11 protein-coding genes and 1 pseudogene are annotated in these 18,700 nt (G+C 43.1%); 10 read left to right on the top strand and 2 right to left on the bottom strand.

The genetic code is table 11. The annotated features are described in order from the left end of the window. Positions 1 to 163 precede the first annotated feature (163 nt). From PS3_RS08285 to PS3_RS08240, 10 genes and pseudogenes are all read left to right on the top strand, one after another. Positions 164 to 910, top strand: a complete 747-nt coding sequence (locus PS3_RS08285) for an isoprenyl transferase (protein ID WP_040468740.1) — start codon at positions 164 to 166, stop codon at positions 908 to 910. A gap of 11 nt (positions 911 to 921) precedes the next feature. Continuing rightward, a complete protein-coding gene (locus PS3_RS08280; RefSeq protein WP_007122644.1) occupies positions 922 to 1,710 on the top strand; it encodes a phosphatidate cytidylyltransferase in 789 nt (262 codons plus the stop codon). 15 nt (positions 1,711 to 1,725) lie between these two features. Continuing rightward, on the top strand, positions 1,726 to 2,994 hold the full coding sequence (rseP, locus tag PS3_RS08275) for an RIP metalloprotease RseP (RefSeq protein ID WP_007122643.1): 1,269 nt from the start codon (positions 1,726 to 1,728) through the stop codon (positions 2,992 to 2,994). 12 nt (positions 2,995 to 3,006) lie between these two features. Further along, positions 3,007 to 4,737, top strand: a complete 1,731-nt coding sequence (locus PS3_RS08270) for a proline--tRNA ligase (protein WP_007122642.1) — start codon at positions 3,007 to 3,009, stop codon at positions 4,735 to 4,737. A gap of 57 nt (positions 4,738 to 4,794) precedes the next feature. Next, complete coding sequence (locus PS3_RS08265; RefSeq protein WP_007122641.1) at positions 4,795 to 9,129, top strand: PolC-type DNA polymerase III; 4,335 nt, start codon at positions 4,795 to 4,797, stop codon at positions 9,127 to 9,129. Between the two features lie 123 nt (positions 9,130 to 9,252). Next, the gene (locus PS3_RS08260; protein WP_040468738.1) at positions 9,253 to 11,424 is read left to right on the top strand and encodes an AAA family ATPase; all 2,172 of its coding nucleotides are present in this window, start codon (positions 9,253 to 9,255) and stop codon (positions 11,422 to 11,424) included. Positions 11,425 to 11,790: 366 nt separating this feature from the next. After that, complete coding sequence (lpdA, locus tag PS3_RS08255) at positions 11,791 to 13,143, top strand: dihydrolipoyl dehydrogenase (protein ID WP_007122639.1); 1,353 nt, start codon at positions 11,791 to 11,793, stop codon at positions 13,141 to 13,143. Beyond that, positions 13,140 to 14,213, top strand: coding sequence for a thiamine pyrophosphate-dependent dehydrogenase E1 component subunit alpha (locus PS3_RS08250; protein ID WP_040468737.1), 1,074 nt, complete (start codon positions 13,140 to 13,142; stop codon positions 14,211 to 14,213). The genes lpdA and PS3_RS08250 overlap by 4 nt, the downstream gene beginning before the upstream one ends. An 18-nt stretch (positions 14,214 to 14,231) precedes the next feature. Next, positions 14,232 to 15,263 (top strand): alpha-ketoacid dehydrogenase subunit beta, encoded by a 1,032-nt coding sequence (locus PS3_RS08245; protein ID WP_007122637.1) that lies wholly within the window; start codon positions 14,232 to 14,234, stop codon positions 15,261 to 15,263. Between the two features lie 15 nt (positions 15,264 to 15,278). Beyond that, a pseudogene (locus PS3_RS08240) lies at positions 15,279 to 16,484 on the top strand (dihydrolipoamide acetyltransferase family protein). A 68-nt stretch (positions 16,485 to 16,552) separates the two neighbouring features. Here PS3_RS08240 and PS3_RS08235 read toward each other — a convergent pair. Together PS3_RS08235 and PS3_RS08230 are read right to left on the bottom strand one after the other, a co-directional pair. Then, positions 16,553 to 17,497: a 2-dehydropantoate 2-reductase gene (locus PS3_RS08235; RefSeq protein WP_007122636.1), complete on the bottom strand. Its 945-nt coding sequence runs from the start codon at positions 17,495 to 17,497 to the stop codon at positions 16,553 to 16,555. 14 nt (positions 17,498 to 17,511) lie between these two features. After that, positions 17,512 to 18,321, bottom strand: coding sequence for a 2-keto-4-pentenoate hydratase (locus PS3_RS08230; RefSeq protein ID WP_007122635.1), 810 nt, complete (start codon positions 18,319 to 18,321; stop codon positions 17,512 to 17,514). Positions 18,322 to 18,700 lie beyond the last annotated feature (379 nt).

The following is an 18,700-nucleotide window of genomic DNA, read 5'->3' as shown; positions in this document are numbered from 1 at the left end:
GTTGTGATAGACTAATGCTTTGAAAATCGGTCAGTTGAAAGGCTGGTGAGAAAATTTTTCTCACCAGCCTTTTTGAAGCTTGAAAAACGATTGTAATAGTAGTCATTGTCTTTTTCTGGTATTATTAATGGTGTGTGAATTTTATAATTAACGGAGAAAAATAATGGATAATTCAAACCAAAGCTTGGATTTGGAACGAATCCCAAACCATATTGCAATTATCATGGATGGTAATGGGCGCTGGGCCCAAGCACGGCATCTACCACGAGTAGCTGGCCATCAGCAAGGAATGCAAACCGTAAAAACCATCACTAAAGCCGCAAGCGATTTGGGGGTGAAGGTATTAAGTTTATATGCTTTTTCGACCGAAAATTGGAAGCGTCCCGGCGCAGAAGTTAAATTCTTAATGCAATTACCAATCAAATTCTTTAATACTTTTGTGCCTGATTTGGTAAAAAATAACGTTCAGGTTCGGGTCATGGGGGATATCAGCCAATTACCAAAGGCTACCCAAAAAGCGGTTAATGATGCCATTGCCGATACGGCCGCTTGCGATGGGATGATCTTGAACTTTGCCTTGAATTACGGCGGACGAGATGAAATCCTGCGTGCGACTAAATATCTAGCCGGACAAGTCGCCAGTGATGAGTTAACCATTGATGATCTAGATGAAGACATACTTAGCCAGGCAATGATGACTGGATCTTTAGGCGAATATGCTGATCCTGAATTATTGATTCGGACTAGTGGAGAAGAACGTATTAGCAATTTTATGCTATGGCAATTAGCCTATAGTGAATTGGTGTTTGTTGATGAACATTGGCCGGATTTTGATGGTGAATCACTGCGACGCTCAATTGCCGTGTACCAAAATCGGCATCGGCGGTTTGGCGGATTAGTTAATAAGTAGGAGGGTGTCTTTTGAAAACACGTGTTATAACGGCGGTAATTGCCTTAATTGTCTTTATTCCCTTTATTTTATATGGTGGTTTGCCTTTAACGATCTTCGCGATGGCCTTATCATTAATCGCTATGAGTGAATTATTAGTGATGAAAAAAATGTTTCTGACATCGTTTGCGGCTATCTTAAGCTTTTTAGGTGTTTTGGTGGTAGCCATGCCTTCTTCTTGGGTCGCCTGGATGCCTGATCAGTTGGGGCGGATGTCACTTTTGTACATTATTGTTATTTTGTTACTTGCCCACACCGTTTTTCATCGTCAACGCTTCACTTTTGAAGATACAGGGGTATTAGTGTTGGGGATGATTTACATTGGGTTTGGTTTCAATGCCTTTGTCATCGCTCGTTCCGTCAATTTTCAAACTTTATTATATGGCATGTTGATCGTCTGGTTAACGGATAGTTTTGCTTATATTTGTGGTCGCAAAATTGGTAAACATAAGTTGGCACCCAAGGTTAGTCCTAATAAGACCTGGGAAGGATCGATTGCCGGTACGGTGATTGCTACCGTAGTATTAGCGATTTATCTGTTGATTTTCCCAGTTGGCTATCATAATGTGTTCATGATGATTTTAATGACCCTGGTTTTATCAATCATTGGTCAAATTGGGGACTTAATTGAATCAGCCCTGAAACGTTATTACGGAGTAAAAGATTCTGGGAAGATTTTGCCAGGGCATGGTGGAATCTTAGATCGCTTTGACAGTATGTTAGTGGTCTTACCAGCAATGTATATTTTAGGAATGCTTTAATACGAGGTAAGTTATTTGATAATTACGATTATTGCATTTATTATAATTTTCGGAATTTTAGTCCTAGTTCATGAATACGGTCATTATTTCTTTGCTAAGCGTGCCGGAATTTTGGTTCGTGAATTTTCGATTGGTATGGGGCCAAAAATCTGGTGGAAACGACGCCATGGGACCACTTATACGATCCGGATTTTACCGTTAGGTGGCTATGTTCGCATGGCCGGGATGGATGATGATAGTGACTCGTTGCGACCTGGTTTAGCGGTTTCATTACTGTTAAACGATCAAGGGAAAGTTACGACGATTAATGCTAGCAATCAAACAACCCTCTTTCAAGGAGTCCCCTTGCGAGTGGTTGATTTTGATTTAGAAAAGGACCTCTGGATTAGTGGTTACTTGAGTGATGATGAAACTGAGGTCAAACGCTATGATGTGGACCATGATGCTACCATCATCGAAAAGGATGGTACGGAAGTTCGGATTGCTCCTTTAGACGTCCAATTTAATTCGGCCAGTCTACCAGCACGGATGATGACCAACTTTGCTGGGGCCATGAACAATTTCATCTTATCACTGGTGGTTTTTGTGATTGTAGGCTTTATGGTAGCGGCGATTCCGACTAATAGTAATCGCTTGGGATCGGTCGTTAATAATTCACCGGCCGCTAAAGCTGGCTTAAAGGCTAATGATCAAATTACCAAGATTAATTCTACTACGGTTAAGAACTGGGACACGATGTCGTCATACATTTCCGATCAACCGGGTAAGAAGTTGCAAATTACTTTCGTAAGGAATGGCGTTACCCACCATACGAGTGCCACCACGAAAAAGATTGTTCAAAATGGGCAAAGTTATGGTCAACTAGGAATTACCGAAAAGACTACTACCAATTTTAAGGCTCGTTTGGGCTATGGATGGCACATGTTTACCTACTCAGCTACGTTAATCTTTACGACCTTAGGCCACATGTTCACCCGCGGCTTCTCCTTAAACGATTTAGGTGGACCAGTCGCGATTTATGCGGGGACATCTCAAGCAACTTCGCTGGGGGTTACGGGAGTCCTAAGCTTTTTAGCGATGCTTTCTATTAATTTAGGAATTGTCAACCTATTACCAATTCCCGCTTTAGATGGTGGTAAATTATTATTGAATATCTGCGAAGCAATTATTCGGCGGCCGATACCAGAGAAATTTGAATTAGCCATTAATTTAATCGGTTTTGCCTTTTTAATGTTATTAATGATTCTAGTGACTTGGAATGACATCCAACGTTACTTTATGTAGAAGGAGATCAGAATGAAACAATCACGAATTTTAATGCCGACGCTGAAAGAAGCGCCAAGTGATGCGGAGGCGATTAGTCACCAAATGATGGTGCGCGCCGGCTATATTTATCAGGTTTCGGCCGGGGTTTGGGCTTATCTGCCCTTAGCGGACCGCGTAATCAAAAAGATTAACCAGATTATTCGCGAGGAAATGGATAAAATTGAGGCCGTTGAAATGATGACGCCAGTCTTATTACCGGCCGAGTTATGGCAACAGTCTCAACGATATGAATCGTATGGTCCCAATTTATTCAAGCTTAAAGACCGCAAAGCGCGGGATATGATTTTAGGACCGACACACGAAGAAACCTTTACTGAAATCATTCGTGATTCCATTCATTCCTACAAGAAGTTGCCGTTGGTCTTATACCAAATTCAGGATAAGTTACGGGATGAAGATCGTCCGCGGTACGGAATTTTACGGGGTAAAGAATTCATTATGAAGGATGCCTATTCCTTTACTGCTGATCAAGCGGGTTTGGATAAGGTCTATGATCAAATGGCCGTTGCATATCGGAATATTTTTGACCGTGTTGGCTTGGACTATAAAGTTATTTATGCCGACTCTGGTGCCATGGGTGGAAATGGGTCACAAGAATTTTCGGCTCCGGCTGCGGTGGGTGAAGATACCATTGCATATACGGATGGTGATTACGCGGCCAATATTGAAATTGCCAAGAGCCAGTTCACCGGAGTTCAACAAACGGCCGCTACGGAAACCATGGAAAAAGTAGCTACTCCTGGAGCTCATACGGTTGACGAAGCTGCTGAAAGTTTAGGCTTACCGGCTAGTCAAGTGCTGAAATCGATGTTCTACATGGCAACGATTGACGGTGAAGAATCACCGGTCATGGTGTTAATGCGGGGAAATGACGAAGTCAACGAAGTTAAGGTTGCTAGTCATCTAAAAGCTGATGAACTTCACTTAGCTACGGAAGAGGAAGCTGAACAATTGTTAGGCGCACATCCCGGCTCCTTAGGCCCTGTTGGGGTTGGTGAAAATGTCACGATCTTGGCAGATAATTATGTCAAGGTCTTGGTCAATATGGCCTTAGGAGCGAATGATGATGGTTATCACTATCGGAATGCTAACCTAGATCGTGATTTTAGGGTCGATGCATTTGGGGATTTCCGGAATGTTCAAGAAGGGGAATTAGCTCCCGATGGTATGCCTTTGAAGTTTACGCGGGGAATTGAAATTGGTCATATTTTCAAATTAGGAACCCGCTATTCAGAAACCCTTGGTGCGAAAGTGCTTGATCAAAACGGTCGTGAAACTGACGTGATCATGGGATCATATGGGATTGGAATTTCTCGATTACTGTCTGCTATTGCGGAACAGAATGCGGATGATCAGGGCTTGGTTTGGCCCGATAGTGTCGCCCCATTTGATGTCCATGTAATTCCAGTTAACCCTAAGAAGACGGATCAAATGGAGCTTGCTGAAAAGTTAACTCAAGAATTGGAATCCGCAGGCTACGAAGTCCTAGTTGATGATCGTCAGGAACGTGCCGGCGTTAAATTTGCGGATGCGGATCTGATTGGCTTACCAATTCGGGTGACCGTTGGTAAAAAGGCTGCGGAAGGTATTGTCGAAATTAAACTACGGCGAACTGGCGAAACCTTGGAAGTTAACGCGGAAGAATTGGTCACCAATATTGGGATTTTATTAAAGCAAGCTGCCGATACAAGTGAAGATTAGTAATAGGTTCGATGTCTTTGGCATCGACCTTTTTACCTTTCAAGATGGAGAAATGTAATGGCTTTAAGTTCAAAAGAACAATTTAATAAATTACTTCAACAAATTAATTTTACCGATCCATCCTTATCAAATGGGGAATTGACTCAAGTAACGGTTCACCAAAAATCTCGGGTATGGGAATTATATATTCATTTGGATCAAGTGTTGCCATATCCAGTTTTCCAACAGTTTTATCAGGCCATGGTGATGAGCTTTCAACATTTAGCGCAAGCCAATGTTAAAATTCACATTGCGACTGAGACTACCAGTTTAGATAATCAACTCGTGGGCGCTTATTGGTCAGGGGTTATTAAAATGGTTGCTGGTGATACTGGAATGGCCCGTGAATTAAGTCAAACCAAGGAACCCCAGGTCGTTGATAATCAAGTTCAATTAACCTTAGAAAATGCGAAAGTCGCAGAATTTGTTCAACGGCGGTTACTAGGCTTAATTGAGACCGGCTACCAAGAGGTAGGTTTCCCGGCCTTTCGAATTAAAACCTTTGTCGATGAAGATGCGTCTGTTGCTAAACGGGAGGCTATTCAGGCTAAACAAGAGGCAGCAGAACAAAAGTTAATGGCTCAAGCCATGCAACAAATCCAACAACATAAGGAACAAAGCCAAGCCCTTGAGCCGGTTGATGGTCCCGTAGTAATTGGCAAGGAAATCAATCCTAAATTTGACTTGCAACGGATGCGGACCATTGTGGAAGAAGAACGGAGCGTAGTTGTTGAAGGCTATGTCTTCGCTAAAGAAATTCGCGAATTACGTTCGGGTCGTCAGTTGATGGTAATTGAGATTACGGACTATACTTCCTCTTTTGCCGTGAAGAAATTTTCTCGTGATAAAAATGACGAAGCTCAATTTAATACCCTGAAAGAAGGAATGTGGGTTAAAGTTCGTGGATCGGTACAAGAAGACACCTACATGAATGACCTTACCATTAATGCTTATGACATTAATCAAGTGACCCACCAAGAACGTCAAGATACTGCTCCTGAAGGTGAAAAACGAGTTGAATTGCATCTGCATTCGACCATGAGTACTATGGATGCGACTAATTCGGTCGGAGATTACGTTAAACAGGCGATTAAGTGGGGACACCCGGCGATTGCTATCACTGATCATGCTGGCGTTCAAGCTTATCCGGAAGCTTTTAATACCGCTTATGATGGTAAGAAGAAACAGGATAAGATTAAGATGCTCTATGGGGTCGAAGCCAATGTGGTTGATGATGGCGTGCCTTTAGTTTATAACGAAGATCATACCGCCTTAGCTGGTCACGTTTACGTAATTTTTGACGTGGAAACCACGGGACTTTCAGCAATTTATGATCGCTTGATTCAGGTTTCGGCGGTGAAGATGCAAGACGGCGAAGTCCTTGATCGTTTTGATGAATTTATCGATCCTGGTTTTCCTTTGTCCGCCCAAACTACTGAATTAACCAGCATTACCAATGAAATGGTGCGAGGATCCAAGACGGAAGCAGAAGTGCTGCAATTATTCCGGGACTTTTGTGGAGATGCAATTATTACTGGTCATAACGTTTCCTTTGATTTGGGCTTTATGAATACGGCTTATGACCGGGCCCACATGTCTATAATTTCCGCGCCAGTAATTGATACCTTACCGTTGGCTCGTTTCTTGTATCCAGACTTGCGGGGATATCGTTTGAATACCCTAAGTAAGAAGTTCAAAATCCCTTTGGAACATCACCACTTGGCCAGCTTTGATTCGGAAGCGACGGGTCATCTGTTACATATTTTCTTAAAAGAAGCAGAAGAACGCTATCAGATTCAATTTGTGGACGACCTAAACAAACACATGGCGGATAATAATGCTTATCGGCATGCTCGTCCCTTCCACGTATCGATTATTGCGCAAACCCAAGCCGGCTTAAAGAATCTCTATAAGTTGATTTCGATGTCCAATGTTGATTACTTCTATCGGGTGCCGCGAATTCCGCGGAGTGTTTTAAATCAATATCGTGAGGGCTTATTGTTAGGAAGCGCATGTGCCAATGGGGAAGTCTTTACGGCCATGATGCAAAAGGGTTATGCCGAGGCGAAACAAAAGGCGCGCTACTACGACTATTTGGAAGTTCAACCCAAACCCAATTATATGCCTTTAATTGAACAACAGATGGTGGCGGATGAGGGTCACCTTGAAGACATCATCAAGAATATGGTGAAGTTGGGTCAAGAATTGGACAAACCAGTAGTGGCGACGGGGGATGCCCATTACCTGAATCCAGAAGATGCCATCTACCGGAAGATTTTAATTAGTTCGCAAGGGGGAGCTAACCAACTGAACCGGACCCAACGTCCTGAAGTACCCTTCCGAACGACTGATGAAATGTTAGCGCTCTTTGATTTCTTAGGTGAAGATACGGCTCATCAGATTGTGGTTACTAATACCCAAGCAGTTGCTAAAATGGTGGATGATGGGATCCATCCAGTGCAGGATAAACTGTATCCGCCGAACATTCCCGGGGCTAATGATGAGCTTTATAACCGGACCTGGGAAACGGCCAAAAAATGGTATGGCGAAAACATGCCAGACTTCGTCAAAGAGCGTATTAAGATTGAACTTGATAGTATCATTGGCAATGGATTTGCGGTGATTTACTTAATTGCTCAACGGTTAGTGGCCAAATCCAATAAAGATGGTTATTTAGTTGGTTCGCGGGGCTCAGTTGGTTCTAGTGTGGTGGCGACCTTTACTGGGATTACTGAAGTCAATCCACTGCCCCCACATTATCGTTGTCCGGAGTGTCAGCACAGCGAGTTCTTCACTAAAGGGGAGTATAGTTCGGGCTTTGATTTACCCGATAAGAATTGTCCAGAATGTGGGACCCTGATGATCGGTGACGGGCACGATATTCCTTTCCAAACCTTCTTAGGATTTAGTGGTAATAAGGTTCCCGATATCGATTTGAACTTCTCGGGGGACTATCAACCAATTGCTCATAATTATATGAAAGTGCTCTTTGGTGAAAACAATGTCTACCGAGCCGGAACGATTGGGACGGTGGCGGATAAGACGGCCTACGGTTACGTCAAGGGATATGAGCGCGATCATGAAATTCAATTCCGTAAAGCCGAAGAAGATCGGTTAGCGAAAGGGGCAACGGGGGTTAAACGAACGACCGGGCAACACCCAGCCGGAATTTTGATTGTGCCGGATGATAAGGAAATTTATGATTTTACGCCTGTCCAATATCCAGCGGATGACCAAAGTGCTGCTTGGGAAACCACGCACTTTGATTTCCATTCGATCCACGATAATATTTTGAAAATGGATATTTTAGGTCATGATGATCCCACGATGATCCGGGCCTTACAAGATTTGTCAGGAATTGATCCCCAAACGATTCCGATGGATGATCCTGGGGTGATGAGTCTCTTCTCCAGCCCTGAGCAACTGGGCGTGACCGAAGAACAAATTAATAGTAAAACCGGGACCCTGGGAATTCCCGAATTTGGGACCCGGTTCGTCCGTGGAATGTTGGAAGATACTCATCCTTCGAACTATTCGGAATTATTACAAATTTCCGGTTTATCCCACGGGACTGGCGTGTGGTTGGAAAACGCCCAAGAATTAATTCAAAAGGGAACAGCCACGATTGCTAATGTGATTGGATGTCGGGATAACATTATGACCGACTTAATTCACTATGGTCTTGATTCGGAAACTTCTTTCCAGGTGATGGAACATGTCCGTAAAGGGAAGGGGATCCCAGATGAATGGCAAGAAAAAATGCTGGAAGTTGGCGTTCCCCAATGGTATTTAGATTCATGTTTAAAGATTAAGTATATGTTCCCCCGGGCCCATGCGGCAGCTTATGTGTTGATGGCTCTGCGAATTGCTTACTTTAAAACCTATTTCCCACTGGTTTACTATGCTGCATTCTTCTCGGTTCGGGCAGATGACTTTGATGTAGTTGCTATGTCGCGGGGTAAAGAAGCGGTTAAAGCTGCCATGAAGGAAATTAATGATAAGGGGAATGACGCCTCTGCTAAGGAAAAGGGGCTCTTAACCATCCTAGAATTAGCTAACGAAATGTTGGAACGGGGATTCAAGTTTAAGATGGTTGATCTAGAACGATCGGATGCCACTGATTGGTTAATGGATGGTGATGATACCTTAATTGCGCCGTTCAGGGCAATTCCTGGTTTAGGGATTAACGTTGCTAAACAGATCGTGGCGGCGCGTGAGGAAAAAGAATTTCTCTCGAAACAAGATTTAAAGGAGCGGGGGAAGGTTTCCAATACCTTAATTGAGTTTATGACGGAAAATCATGTGCTTGATGCTTTGCCTGACGAAAACCAGTTAAGTTTATTTGATTTTTAACATTAACATCGATCTACCTTGACGTGGGTCGATGTTTTTTTAAACCCTTTCAATATGCTATACTAACCATAAATAAGGGTTAATTGTCATAAGAAAGTAGGACAGTTTTAGGAGGACTAACTTATGGCAAGACAAAATGACCGCCTAGTTGATCAAGCCTTAAATGAGGCTCATCAATTAGCGGTAGCAAGACAAAATTATCAATTAGACATTCCACATCTCTGGGCTTCACTTATCCAACCGGATCATTTGGCAGCCGATTTTTATCAAGGCTTAGGCGTTAATCCTGATCGCCTTCGCGCCATCGTTGATCAAGAATTAGACAAACTACCGCGGTTTGAACAAAGTGATTCAAGCCTTTATGGTAAAACTTACAGTCAACGTTTAAAACGTTTGTTGGATCGGGCTGAACAGTATCAAAGAGAATTTGCGGATGAAAGATTAACGGTTGAGCATTTGATTTTAGCTTTAAATCAACAAGCTAGTAATCCCATCACCATTTTTTTGCGGGCACAATTAGTTAATGAAGACCGGTTAATGGTGGCTTTAAATAAGTCCAAACCATCAAGCAATAATCAAACCGACAACGGTCCCAAATATCTGCAAGAATTACAAGCTGATTCTGATCTACCAGTAATCGGTCGGCAGAGTGAACTAACCGATTTAATTCGGGTCTTGAATCGACAAACTAAAAACAACGCGCTCTTGGTGGGTCCTCCGGGTGTTGGTAAACGGACGATTATCAGAGATCTAATTAAACATTTGGATCAGACCAAGGCCACCAAAATTTATCGATTAGATTTAGGTCAGTTAGTAGCGGGGACTAAATATCGCGGTGAGTTTGAAGAGCGCTTTACGAAGCTACTGAATAATTTGCAAGAATTGGATGAAAAAATTATTCTTTACGTTGATGACTTACCGGGATTAACGACCATTGGTCAGGCAGATGGCGCCATAAGTGCGGCAGAAATGCTTAAACCAATTCTTGAGGCCGGGGCAATTCAGTTGATTACCTCAATGACTCATGCCGAGTTTCGCGAAAGTCTTGATCCCGATCCCGCGTTAGCCCGTCACTTTCAAAGAATTACTATTGAAGAGCCCAATGAACGCGAAGTAACTGAGATTTTAGCAGTCTGGGAGGACCGTTTTGCTGCTTATCATGGGGTCAGTTATCAATGGGATTGTATAAGGGTAGCAATTAATTTGTCAAACCGATACCTGAGTGAACGGGCTTTACCCGATAAAGCCTTGGACTTATTAGATGAAGCGGGCGCCATGCAAGGTAATGATGGGTCCCAAAAAGTAACCCCTGACGATTTAGCTTATATCGTTGAGCGTCATACCGGGGTGAAAGTGCGGGGAGTAATGGCAACAGAACGGGACCATCTATTAAACTTAGTTCCCATGCTGCACGCTAAAATTATTGGACAAGATGAGGCGGTTGAAAAAGTTGCCAATGCGATTATTCGGTCGCGGGCGGGGATTCAAAATCCTCAGCGGCCAATCGGTTCTTTTCTCTTCTTAGGTCCAACCGGGGTTGGCAAAACGGCCTTGGCGAAACGCTTAGCAGAAGTTTTGTATGGCGACCAAAATGAAATGATCCGGATTGATATGTCGGAATACATGGAAAAACATGCGGTAGCTCGACTAGTCGGGCCGCCACCGGGCTATGTTGGCTATGAAGAAGGCGGCCAGTTGACCGAAGCAGTCCGTCAACGGATGTCAGCAGTCATTTTGTTGGATGAAATTGAAAAAGCACATCCAGATGTCTTTAATCTTCTTTTGCAATTGCTTGATGAAGGGCGGCTCACTGATGCTAAAGGTCGCACGATTGATTTTAAAAACACGATTTTAATCATGACTTCTAACTTGGGATCGACGAAAATTTTGGAAAGCTTAGAAGAAAATGGGGAACTCGTATCTTCTACCAGAAATTCGGTCCTAGAAGACTTGAAACACCAATTCCGACCGGAATTTTTAAATCGAATTGATGATATCATTCTCTTTAATCCACTTACTAGTACTGATGCCGAGCAGATTGTTAAATTAATGTTAGCCGAATTAACCGAACGACTGCAAAATCAGCATGTTAATCTTGAATTTGATCCAGCTGTCGTTACCTATCTGGCCCATGTCGGTTTCGATCCGGTCTTTGGGGCCCGGCCTTTACAAAGAACAATTGTTCAAATGATTGAAACGCCGTTAGCAAAGAAAATTATCAGGCAAACGCGTGATAGTTCTTCAACCTATTACATTACCCAAGATCAGAGTGGTTTCACAATTAACCAAAAGTAATTGTTATATTTCACAAGTAAAGTAAATTTAAAATCCGTTGATATACATGATATATCAACGGATTTTATTTATATAACATCACAAAAACTATTTATTTTTCACAAACTAGTTGATATAATTCAAAGTGTAGAAAGCGTTTTCTTTGATGATTTAACCCTTATTTCAAGAAATTAACAGATCGGTGCACAAGCAAATAGTCTAAGTTCATTAGGAATAATGACTTAATTAACCCTGATGGGGTGAGAAGAAGAATTGATCGGTTTGGATGGAATAGTTAAATGGGGCAAAAGAAAATTAAGTAAAAATAACCTAATCTTCAGGAACTAAAAGCTATTGCTTCTCCCGATTATGAAGGGAGTGATACTTTTGGCGAATTATGATGTATTAGTGATCGGCGCAGGCCCTGGAGGCTATGTAGCAGCCGAAGAAGCTGCCCGGTTGGGAAAAACGGTCGCAGTGATCGAAAAAAAGGCGATCGGTGGGGCTTGTTTAAATGTAGGGTGTATCCCTTCCAAAACTTATTTACAACATAGTCAATGGCTACTGACCTTTGATCAGGCTCGTCAGTATGGTATTGAAATCCAGGTTCAACAGCTTGATTTTGCGAAACTACACGCACATAAAGATCAAGTGGTTGCCAGTTTGCAAAATGGGATCCGGACCACCTTTAAACAGGCAAAGATCGACTATTTTGCCGGCGAAGCTCAATATTTTAAAGGGACGACCTTCTTAGTTGATGGTGAAAGAATAACTGGTAAAGACGTGATTTTAGCAACCGGTAGTCACCCATTCGTTCCCCAAATTAACGGAATTGACCAGGTGAACTATCTGACGACTGACGAATTTTTTGATTTAGCAACTTTACCAAAACGGTTCGTAGTCATAGGGGGAGGTGTCATTGCAATTGAATTAGCCTTTGCAATGCGACCCTTAGGCGTGGAAGTGACCGTGATTGAAGTTGCTCCCGAGATCTTATTAACGGAAGATCCAGTAGCGCGCGAGATTATCAGACAAAAATTAAAAGACCTAGGGGTACAAATATTTGAAGGGGCTCAAATCGCAAATGTTAAACCAGAGCAGGTTGAACTTGTAGGCGAAAGTCCACAAAGGTTTGATCAATTATTAGTGGCAACTGGACGCAAACCAAATACTGATCTTGCTAAAGCAATTGGACTAGAACTAACGGATCGTGGTTTTGTAGCAGTTGATCAATATTATGAAAGTTCGAAAGCCCATTTTTATGCGATTGGGGATCTCTTGCCAACCTACATGTTAGCGCATGTGGCCAGTGCAGAGGGAATTAAAGCTGTACGGGCAATTTGTCGGCAAGCTGAGGACCCAGTTGATGCAGATGCAATACCCCGTTCCCTATATACGAGTCCTGAAGTAGCCTCTTTTGGGATGAATGAAGAAGCGGCACGTGCGGCCGGCTTTGATGTTGTAACAGGACAACTGCCCTTTGCATACAACGGACGCGCGATTGCGACGGCGAAAACGGACGGTTTCATTCGGTTAATTTCAGAAAAACAGTATCATTTGATTTTAGGCGCTTTAATTGTTGGGGATCACGCTACTGATCTATTACAAGAGCTAATCTTACTCAAAAATGCTGAAGGAACCTTAGATCAAATTGTCGATAGTGTCTATGCTCACCCAACAATTTCGGAATTAATTCAAGATGTGGCGAAACAAGTAATTGCGAAAGGAGCACGATCATGACAGATTACCGTGAATTACCACAAGAATTAACGAAAACCCGCAATGAAGGAGCGGTATCTCCATTAGTCGATTTGCAAGTTCATGCGTCGACGGATGTGGAAGTTGAAGGAATCACTTCGGAACAAGCTCAAGTAATGTACAAAACGATGTGGAATATCCGGAATTTTGAAGAAAACGCCCGCCGCTTCTTTGCTGCTGGACAAATTCCTGGCTTTGTCCACTTGTATGCAGGGGAAGAAGCGATCGCTACCGGAGTTTGTGCCAACTTAACTGATCGTGACTATATTACGAGTACTCACCGGGGGCACGGTCACTGTGTTGCTAAAGGTGGCGATCTGAAAGGGATGATGGCCGAAATTTTTGGCCGCTCGACCGGACTAGGTAAAGGTAAAGGTGGGTCTATGCACATCGCCGACTTGGATAAAGGAATCCTTGGAGCTAACGGGATGGTTGGTGGTGGTTTCGGACTAGCTACCGGAGCAGCTATGCGGAATAAATATTTACATACTAATGATGTTGCTGTCTGCTTCTTTGGTGATGGGGCAGCGAATGAAGGGAATTTTCATGAATGTCTTAATATGGCTTCCATTTGGAAATTACCAGTAATCTTTGTTAATGAAAACAACCTCTTTGCCGAATCAACGCCCCAATGGTACTCTTCCGGATCGGGAACGATTGCTGAACGGGCTGCGGCATACAACATGCCGGGAGTTCGGGTAAATGGGAAAGATATCATTGCCGTTTACGAGGTTACTAAAGATGCAGTTGAACGAGCTCGTAATGGAGAAGGGCCAACCTTAATTGAAGCCGTTACTTATCAGAATTATGGCCACTTTGAGGGGGATGAACAAAAGTATAAGGCCCCTGATGGGGAAGAAAAAGCCTGGGCTGATGTTGATCCAATGCAAGTCTTTTATGACTATGCTATTGAGCATGAATTGCTAACCGCTGAAGAATTAGATCAGTTAGCGCAAGAATCAGAACAAGCTGTTAAAGAAGCGATTGAATTTGCCCAAAACAGTCCAATTCCAGAACCGGAATCACTATTGGACGATGTTTTTGCCGATTAAAGATGGGAGGATCAAAAAATGGCTCGCGAAATTTTATTTATGAAAGCGATCAATGAAGCTTTAGACCAAGCAATGGCAAAAGACGAAACAGTAGTCCTCCTGGGTGAAGATATTGCCGGTGGGGCAGAAGTAAAGCACTTAGAAGAACAAAATGAAGATGCCTGGGGTGGCGTAATGGGGGTCACCAAAGGCCTAATGCAAAAATATGGTCGGGAACGGGTGATTGATACCCCAATTTCAGAACATGGTTACATGTCATCGTCAGTGGGGATGGCCGTAACTGGATTACGTCCGGTTCCAGAATTAATGTTCAATGATTTTATTGGCTTTTGTTTTGATGCTTTGCTGGGGCAAGGTTCAAAAAAGCGCTATATGTTTGGTGGTAAAGCCAAAGTTCCAATGACTGTTCGGACTATGCACGGGGCGGGGGCTTCCGCTGCAGCGCAGCACTCGGGGACTTATTATGGTTTATTTGGATCGATCCCAGGGTTAAAAGTAGTTGTACCAGCTACTCCATATGATGCGAAAGGATTACTTTTATCATCCATTGAAGAGGACAATATCGTCATCTTTTCAGAAGACAAAACCCTTTATGGGATGAAGGGCGAAGTTCCCGAAGAATATTACACAATTCCGATTGGGAAAGCGGCTGTGCGTCGAGAAGGATCAGATTTAACGATTGTTACTATCGGTAAAATGCTGTATGTTGCCTACGAGGTTGCCGATCAATTAGCTAAAGACGGCATCTCGACGGAAGTGATTGATTTACGGACAGTTGCTCCATGGGACCAAGAAACTGTCCTTAATTCGGTTAAAAAGACGGGACGTTTAATTATTATTGATGAATCCAATCCACATAACAACACGGCAACTGATATTGCGGCCGTTGTGACGGATCAAGCCTTTGATTATCTCGATGGCCCAGTCAAAAGAGTTACGGCACCGAACACGCCCGTTCCGTTCGCAACCAATTTGGAACAACTATACATTCCAAATGCGCAGCGGGTAATTGAGACGGCTAGTGAATTAATTGATGATCTCAAAAGCTAGGAAGGAGGGACAACCATGGCTACTGAAATTGTAATGCCAAAATTGGGCCTGACGATGACGGAAGGCACCATCGATCATTGGCTGGTTGCGGTTGGTGATCAAGTCACGGCCGGTCAACCAATCTTAGAAATTAGTTCAGAAAAATTAACCAGTGAAGTTGAATCTCCTGAAGCGGGTACCGTCCTCAAATTACTATATGCTGATGGAGACACGGTACCTTGTAAACAAGCGGTGGCGATTATTGGTGATGCATCAGAAACCGTTGACGAATCTACTACTGCTTCTCCAGCGCAAGCTCCTGTTGCTGAATCGCAACCAGTTGCAGTAAATGATGTATCGACCGATGAGCCTACAAAACCAAGATCAACCGGTCGCATCTTAATTACACCGGTAGCGCGGCGGTTAGCGACAGAAAAAGGTTATCGAATAGAAGATATTCCGGGAACGGGTGGTAACGGTCGCATAACTCGGCGCGACGTAGAAGGTTTCGTCCCAGTTAAGGAACCAGCGCCATCAGTTGTGAGCGAGTCAGCTAGGTCTAACCTAACGGGAATGCGTAAAACTATCGCTCAGCGGATGATGAACAGCCTTCATAATAGTGCGCAACTGACCTTGCATCGAAAAGCTGATGTAACTAGCTTAATGGCAATGCGCTAAGAATTGAAAGCCGAGGTTGAACAGCCACTTGATAATGGTGAAATTTCCTTAACGGCTTTAATTACACGAGCAGTCATTAAGGCTTTGCAAGAACACCCGGCTGTTAATGCTTGGTTCTTTGAAGGCGACTACCAAGTACAAAGTCAGATTAATATCGGGATTGCGACCGCTTTAAGTGATGGTCTAGTGGTGCCTGTTGTGCAAGATGCTGATCAGTTAAGCTTGGGTCAACTGGGGCGAAAGATTAAAAAACTGGCTAGTGAGGCCCGTAAAGGAACTTTAGATCCGAGTCTTTATGCTGGGTCAACTTTCTCAATAACAACCTTGGGAGCCCAAGGAGTTGAGTACTTCACGCCAATTTTAAATCCACCAGAAATAGGAATTCTTGGCGTTGGATCCCTTCAAAAGAATTTAGCCCTCGGTGATGATGGCGAAGTTATTGAACGGACGGAATTACCACTTAGTTTAACCTTTGATCATCAAGTTCTTGACGGGGCGCCAGCAGCTGAATTTTTAGGGACAGTGGTTGACTACCTGCAAAGCCCCTACTCTTTATTGCTGTAAATTAAAATGACATAACCTAAAAATCCCTACAAAAAAAGACGCTTAGCTCATAAACTAAGCGTCTATTATTATGACTTATTTGCATGCCGTACCGATTCTTTAGCATGTACGAGGTCGGTTAAGAGATCACAATAGGGAGTTGCTAATCCATATTTGTGACCGTGAGTGGAAACATAACCGTTCATGTAGTCAATTTCGGTGACACGATTATTTTTAATCAAATCTTGATACATAGAAGGGTAATGATCACCAATGACATCATAAGAGGCTTCGACGTGGTCGACGACTTCTTGTCGATCAAGATTGACCCCTTCTTTTTCATCAACGGCCGCAAACTCATCCACAATCTTAACGACCATATCATGAGCTCCTGGAGTTTGACTATATTCGGTTAAATTACATTCTAAAAGCGTACAAAGAGTATTTAAGGTTCCGTTGACACACCCCTTACGAAAGACTGAGTAGCGAGGATTGTCAAGGTAGTGGGCTTTTAACCCGGCTTGACTAAAGACTTCAACCACTTGTTTAGCCATTTTTTGGGAAGCTGGATTACCGTTTGGGCTACCCAATTCACATGATCCGTCATCACCCAAAAAGACATGATCAGGTCGTGTCATTTGTGCAGTCCACATGGTATTACCAAGGAGAACTCGATCAGGATCAACATATTTAGCCAAGGTCTTTTCGTGCCCAACACCGTTCATTAAACAAAGGGCAAAAGTATTGTCATCAAAAGCAGGTAGAACATCTTGGACCATTTGATCCAATTGCATTGATTTACAAAGAAATAAGACAACATCAAAGTGTTGATCAGTAGGGACTTCCGTTTGCGCATAAGCGGGGACCCTAACCTGAACTTCCTGGCCGTTGAATTTGGCCTTTAAACCGTCTTTTTTTAAATAGGAAAGACGATCTTGCCAACCATCAGCAACCACAACGTCATTGCCAGCATGTGCTAGGCAAAGCGCAAAACGGGTTCCCATTCCGCCAACACCTGCAACCAGGACTTTCATTGGCTTTCCTCCAATTAGAGCTTAGAAACCGTTGGATGAGCATCCACAGTAACCGTTCCAAAGTCATGGTTGAACTTGGCTTCCCACTTTCCGGCCGTTAAGTGTGGAGGCAATAAGAAGGTTCCTGAAGATACTAATTGACCACGAGCAAAGACCTTACCTTGTTCGGCTAACTTCTTAACCAACCATTGTAGGGAGTTTAAGGGGTTGTCTAAGACTTCAGAAGAATCACCTTCGCTCACTTTTTCGCCGTCGTGGTAGAGATCCACGTGAACAGTGGCTGCGTCGTCGACTGATGAGAAGACTTGATCAGCATCGCGTTCTTCTCCGTAAACAACCGCACCACCAACCGCACAATCGGATAAAGCATTGTATTTACCTAGTGCTGGGAACCAGTTAACGAAGCGAGCATCTGGTAATTCAACCGTTCCACAAACAGTCGTCTTATGTAATAGGTCTTCTAAAGAATCATCTGGTGACAAAGTTTCCTTGGCCCGGAAGCCCAGTTCGACTTCTAAAAGCGGTTCGTTCATGTGATCAACGTTGACATCAGCCGGTCCCTTTAAAAACCGTTCGGCAACTTGTTGACCGTACAAAGGAGCATCAGTATCGAACATCTTTTGGGTTTCTTCACTGGTTAAGGAAACCTTGTAGCCAGCCGTTGGTTGACCCTTTAAAGTCATGACCCGTTCTTGAACTGCGTAGGCCGTATCAAAATCACTAACGGCATCTTTCCAATCTTCTTCATTTAAAGCCGTGTTGTGCTTGTATGCATTAACTAAAGCTTGAGCAAATTCTTCTTGACGTGCGTTTAATTCTGTCATAATCAATTCCTCCAGGTATCGTAAAAAAGTTACTAGAATTAATTAAATTAAGAAAAGAAAAAGCGCCCTTATTGTAGGATTTACCTACAGTAAGAGCGCTTGCGCGTGGTACCATCTTACATTACTCCAAAATGGGGTCACTCAATCACAGACCATCATCTGTGACCACTGTAATGGGTGGTGACCAACCTGAGCTTACTTGATTCAGCCGGTAACTCGGGAAGGATATGATGTTAATCGCTATTGCTAATTCACACCAACCATTAGCTCTCTGAAACAGCATGATTACTCATCAATTTCCGTCAACGTTTTCTAATCGAAATTTAATTGTTGAAGGTAGTATAGAGCGCTTATTTTTGAATGTCAACTCATAAATTAA

The sequence above is a fragment of the Limosilactobacillus gastricus PS3 genome, from assembly GCF_000247775.1.
Classification (GTDB): Bacteria; Bacillota; Bacilli; order Lactobacillales; family Lactobacillaceae; genus Limosilactobacillus; species Limosilactobacillus gastricus_A.
Note: the sequence above shows the minus strand (reverse complement) of the source record. Positions and strands in the feature narration are given on the sequence as shown.

What these genes read in the sequence shown, in the direction of transcription:
- PS3_RS08285 (WP_040468740.1), top strand. Translation starts at nt 164, where the DNA reads ATGGATAATTCAAACCAAAGCTTGGATTTGGAACGAATCCCAAACCAT.
- PS3_RS08245 (WP_007122637.1), top strand. Translation starts at nt 14,232, where the DNA reads ATGGCTCGCGAAATTTTATTTATGAAAGCGATCAATGAAGCTTTAGAC.
- PS3_RS08270 (WP_007122642.1), top strand. Translation starts at nt 3,007, where the DNA reads ATGAAACAATCACGAATTTTAATGCCGACGCTGAAAGAAGCGCCAAGT.
- PS3_RS08265 (WP_007122641.1), top strand. Translation starts at nt 4,795, where the DNA reads ATGGCTTTAAGTTCAAAAGAACAATTTAATAAATTACTTCAACAAATT.
- PS3_RS08235 (WP_007122636.1), bottom strand. Translation starts at nt 17,497, where the DNA reads ATGAAAGTCCTGGTTGCAGGTGTTGGCGGAATGGGAACCCGTTTTGCG.
- PS3_RS08230 (WP_007122635.1), bottom strand. Translation starts at nt 18,321, where the DNA reads ATGACAGAATTAAACGCACGTCAAGAAGAATTTGCTCAAGCTTTAGTT.
- PS3_RS08250 (WP_040468737.1), top strand. Translation starts at nt 13,140, where the DNA reads ATGACAGATTACCGTGAATTACCACAAGAATTAACGAAAACCCGCAAT.
- PS3_RS08260 (WP_040468738.1), top strand. Translation starts at nt 9,253, where the DNA reads ATGGCAAGACAAAATGACCGCCTAGTTGATCAAGCCTTAAATGAGGCT.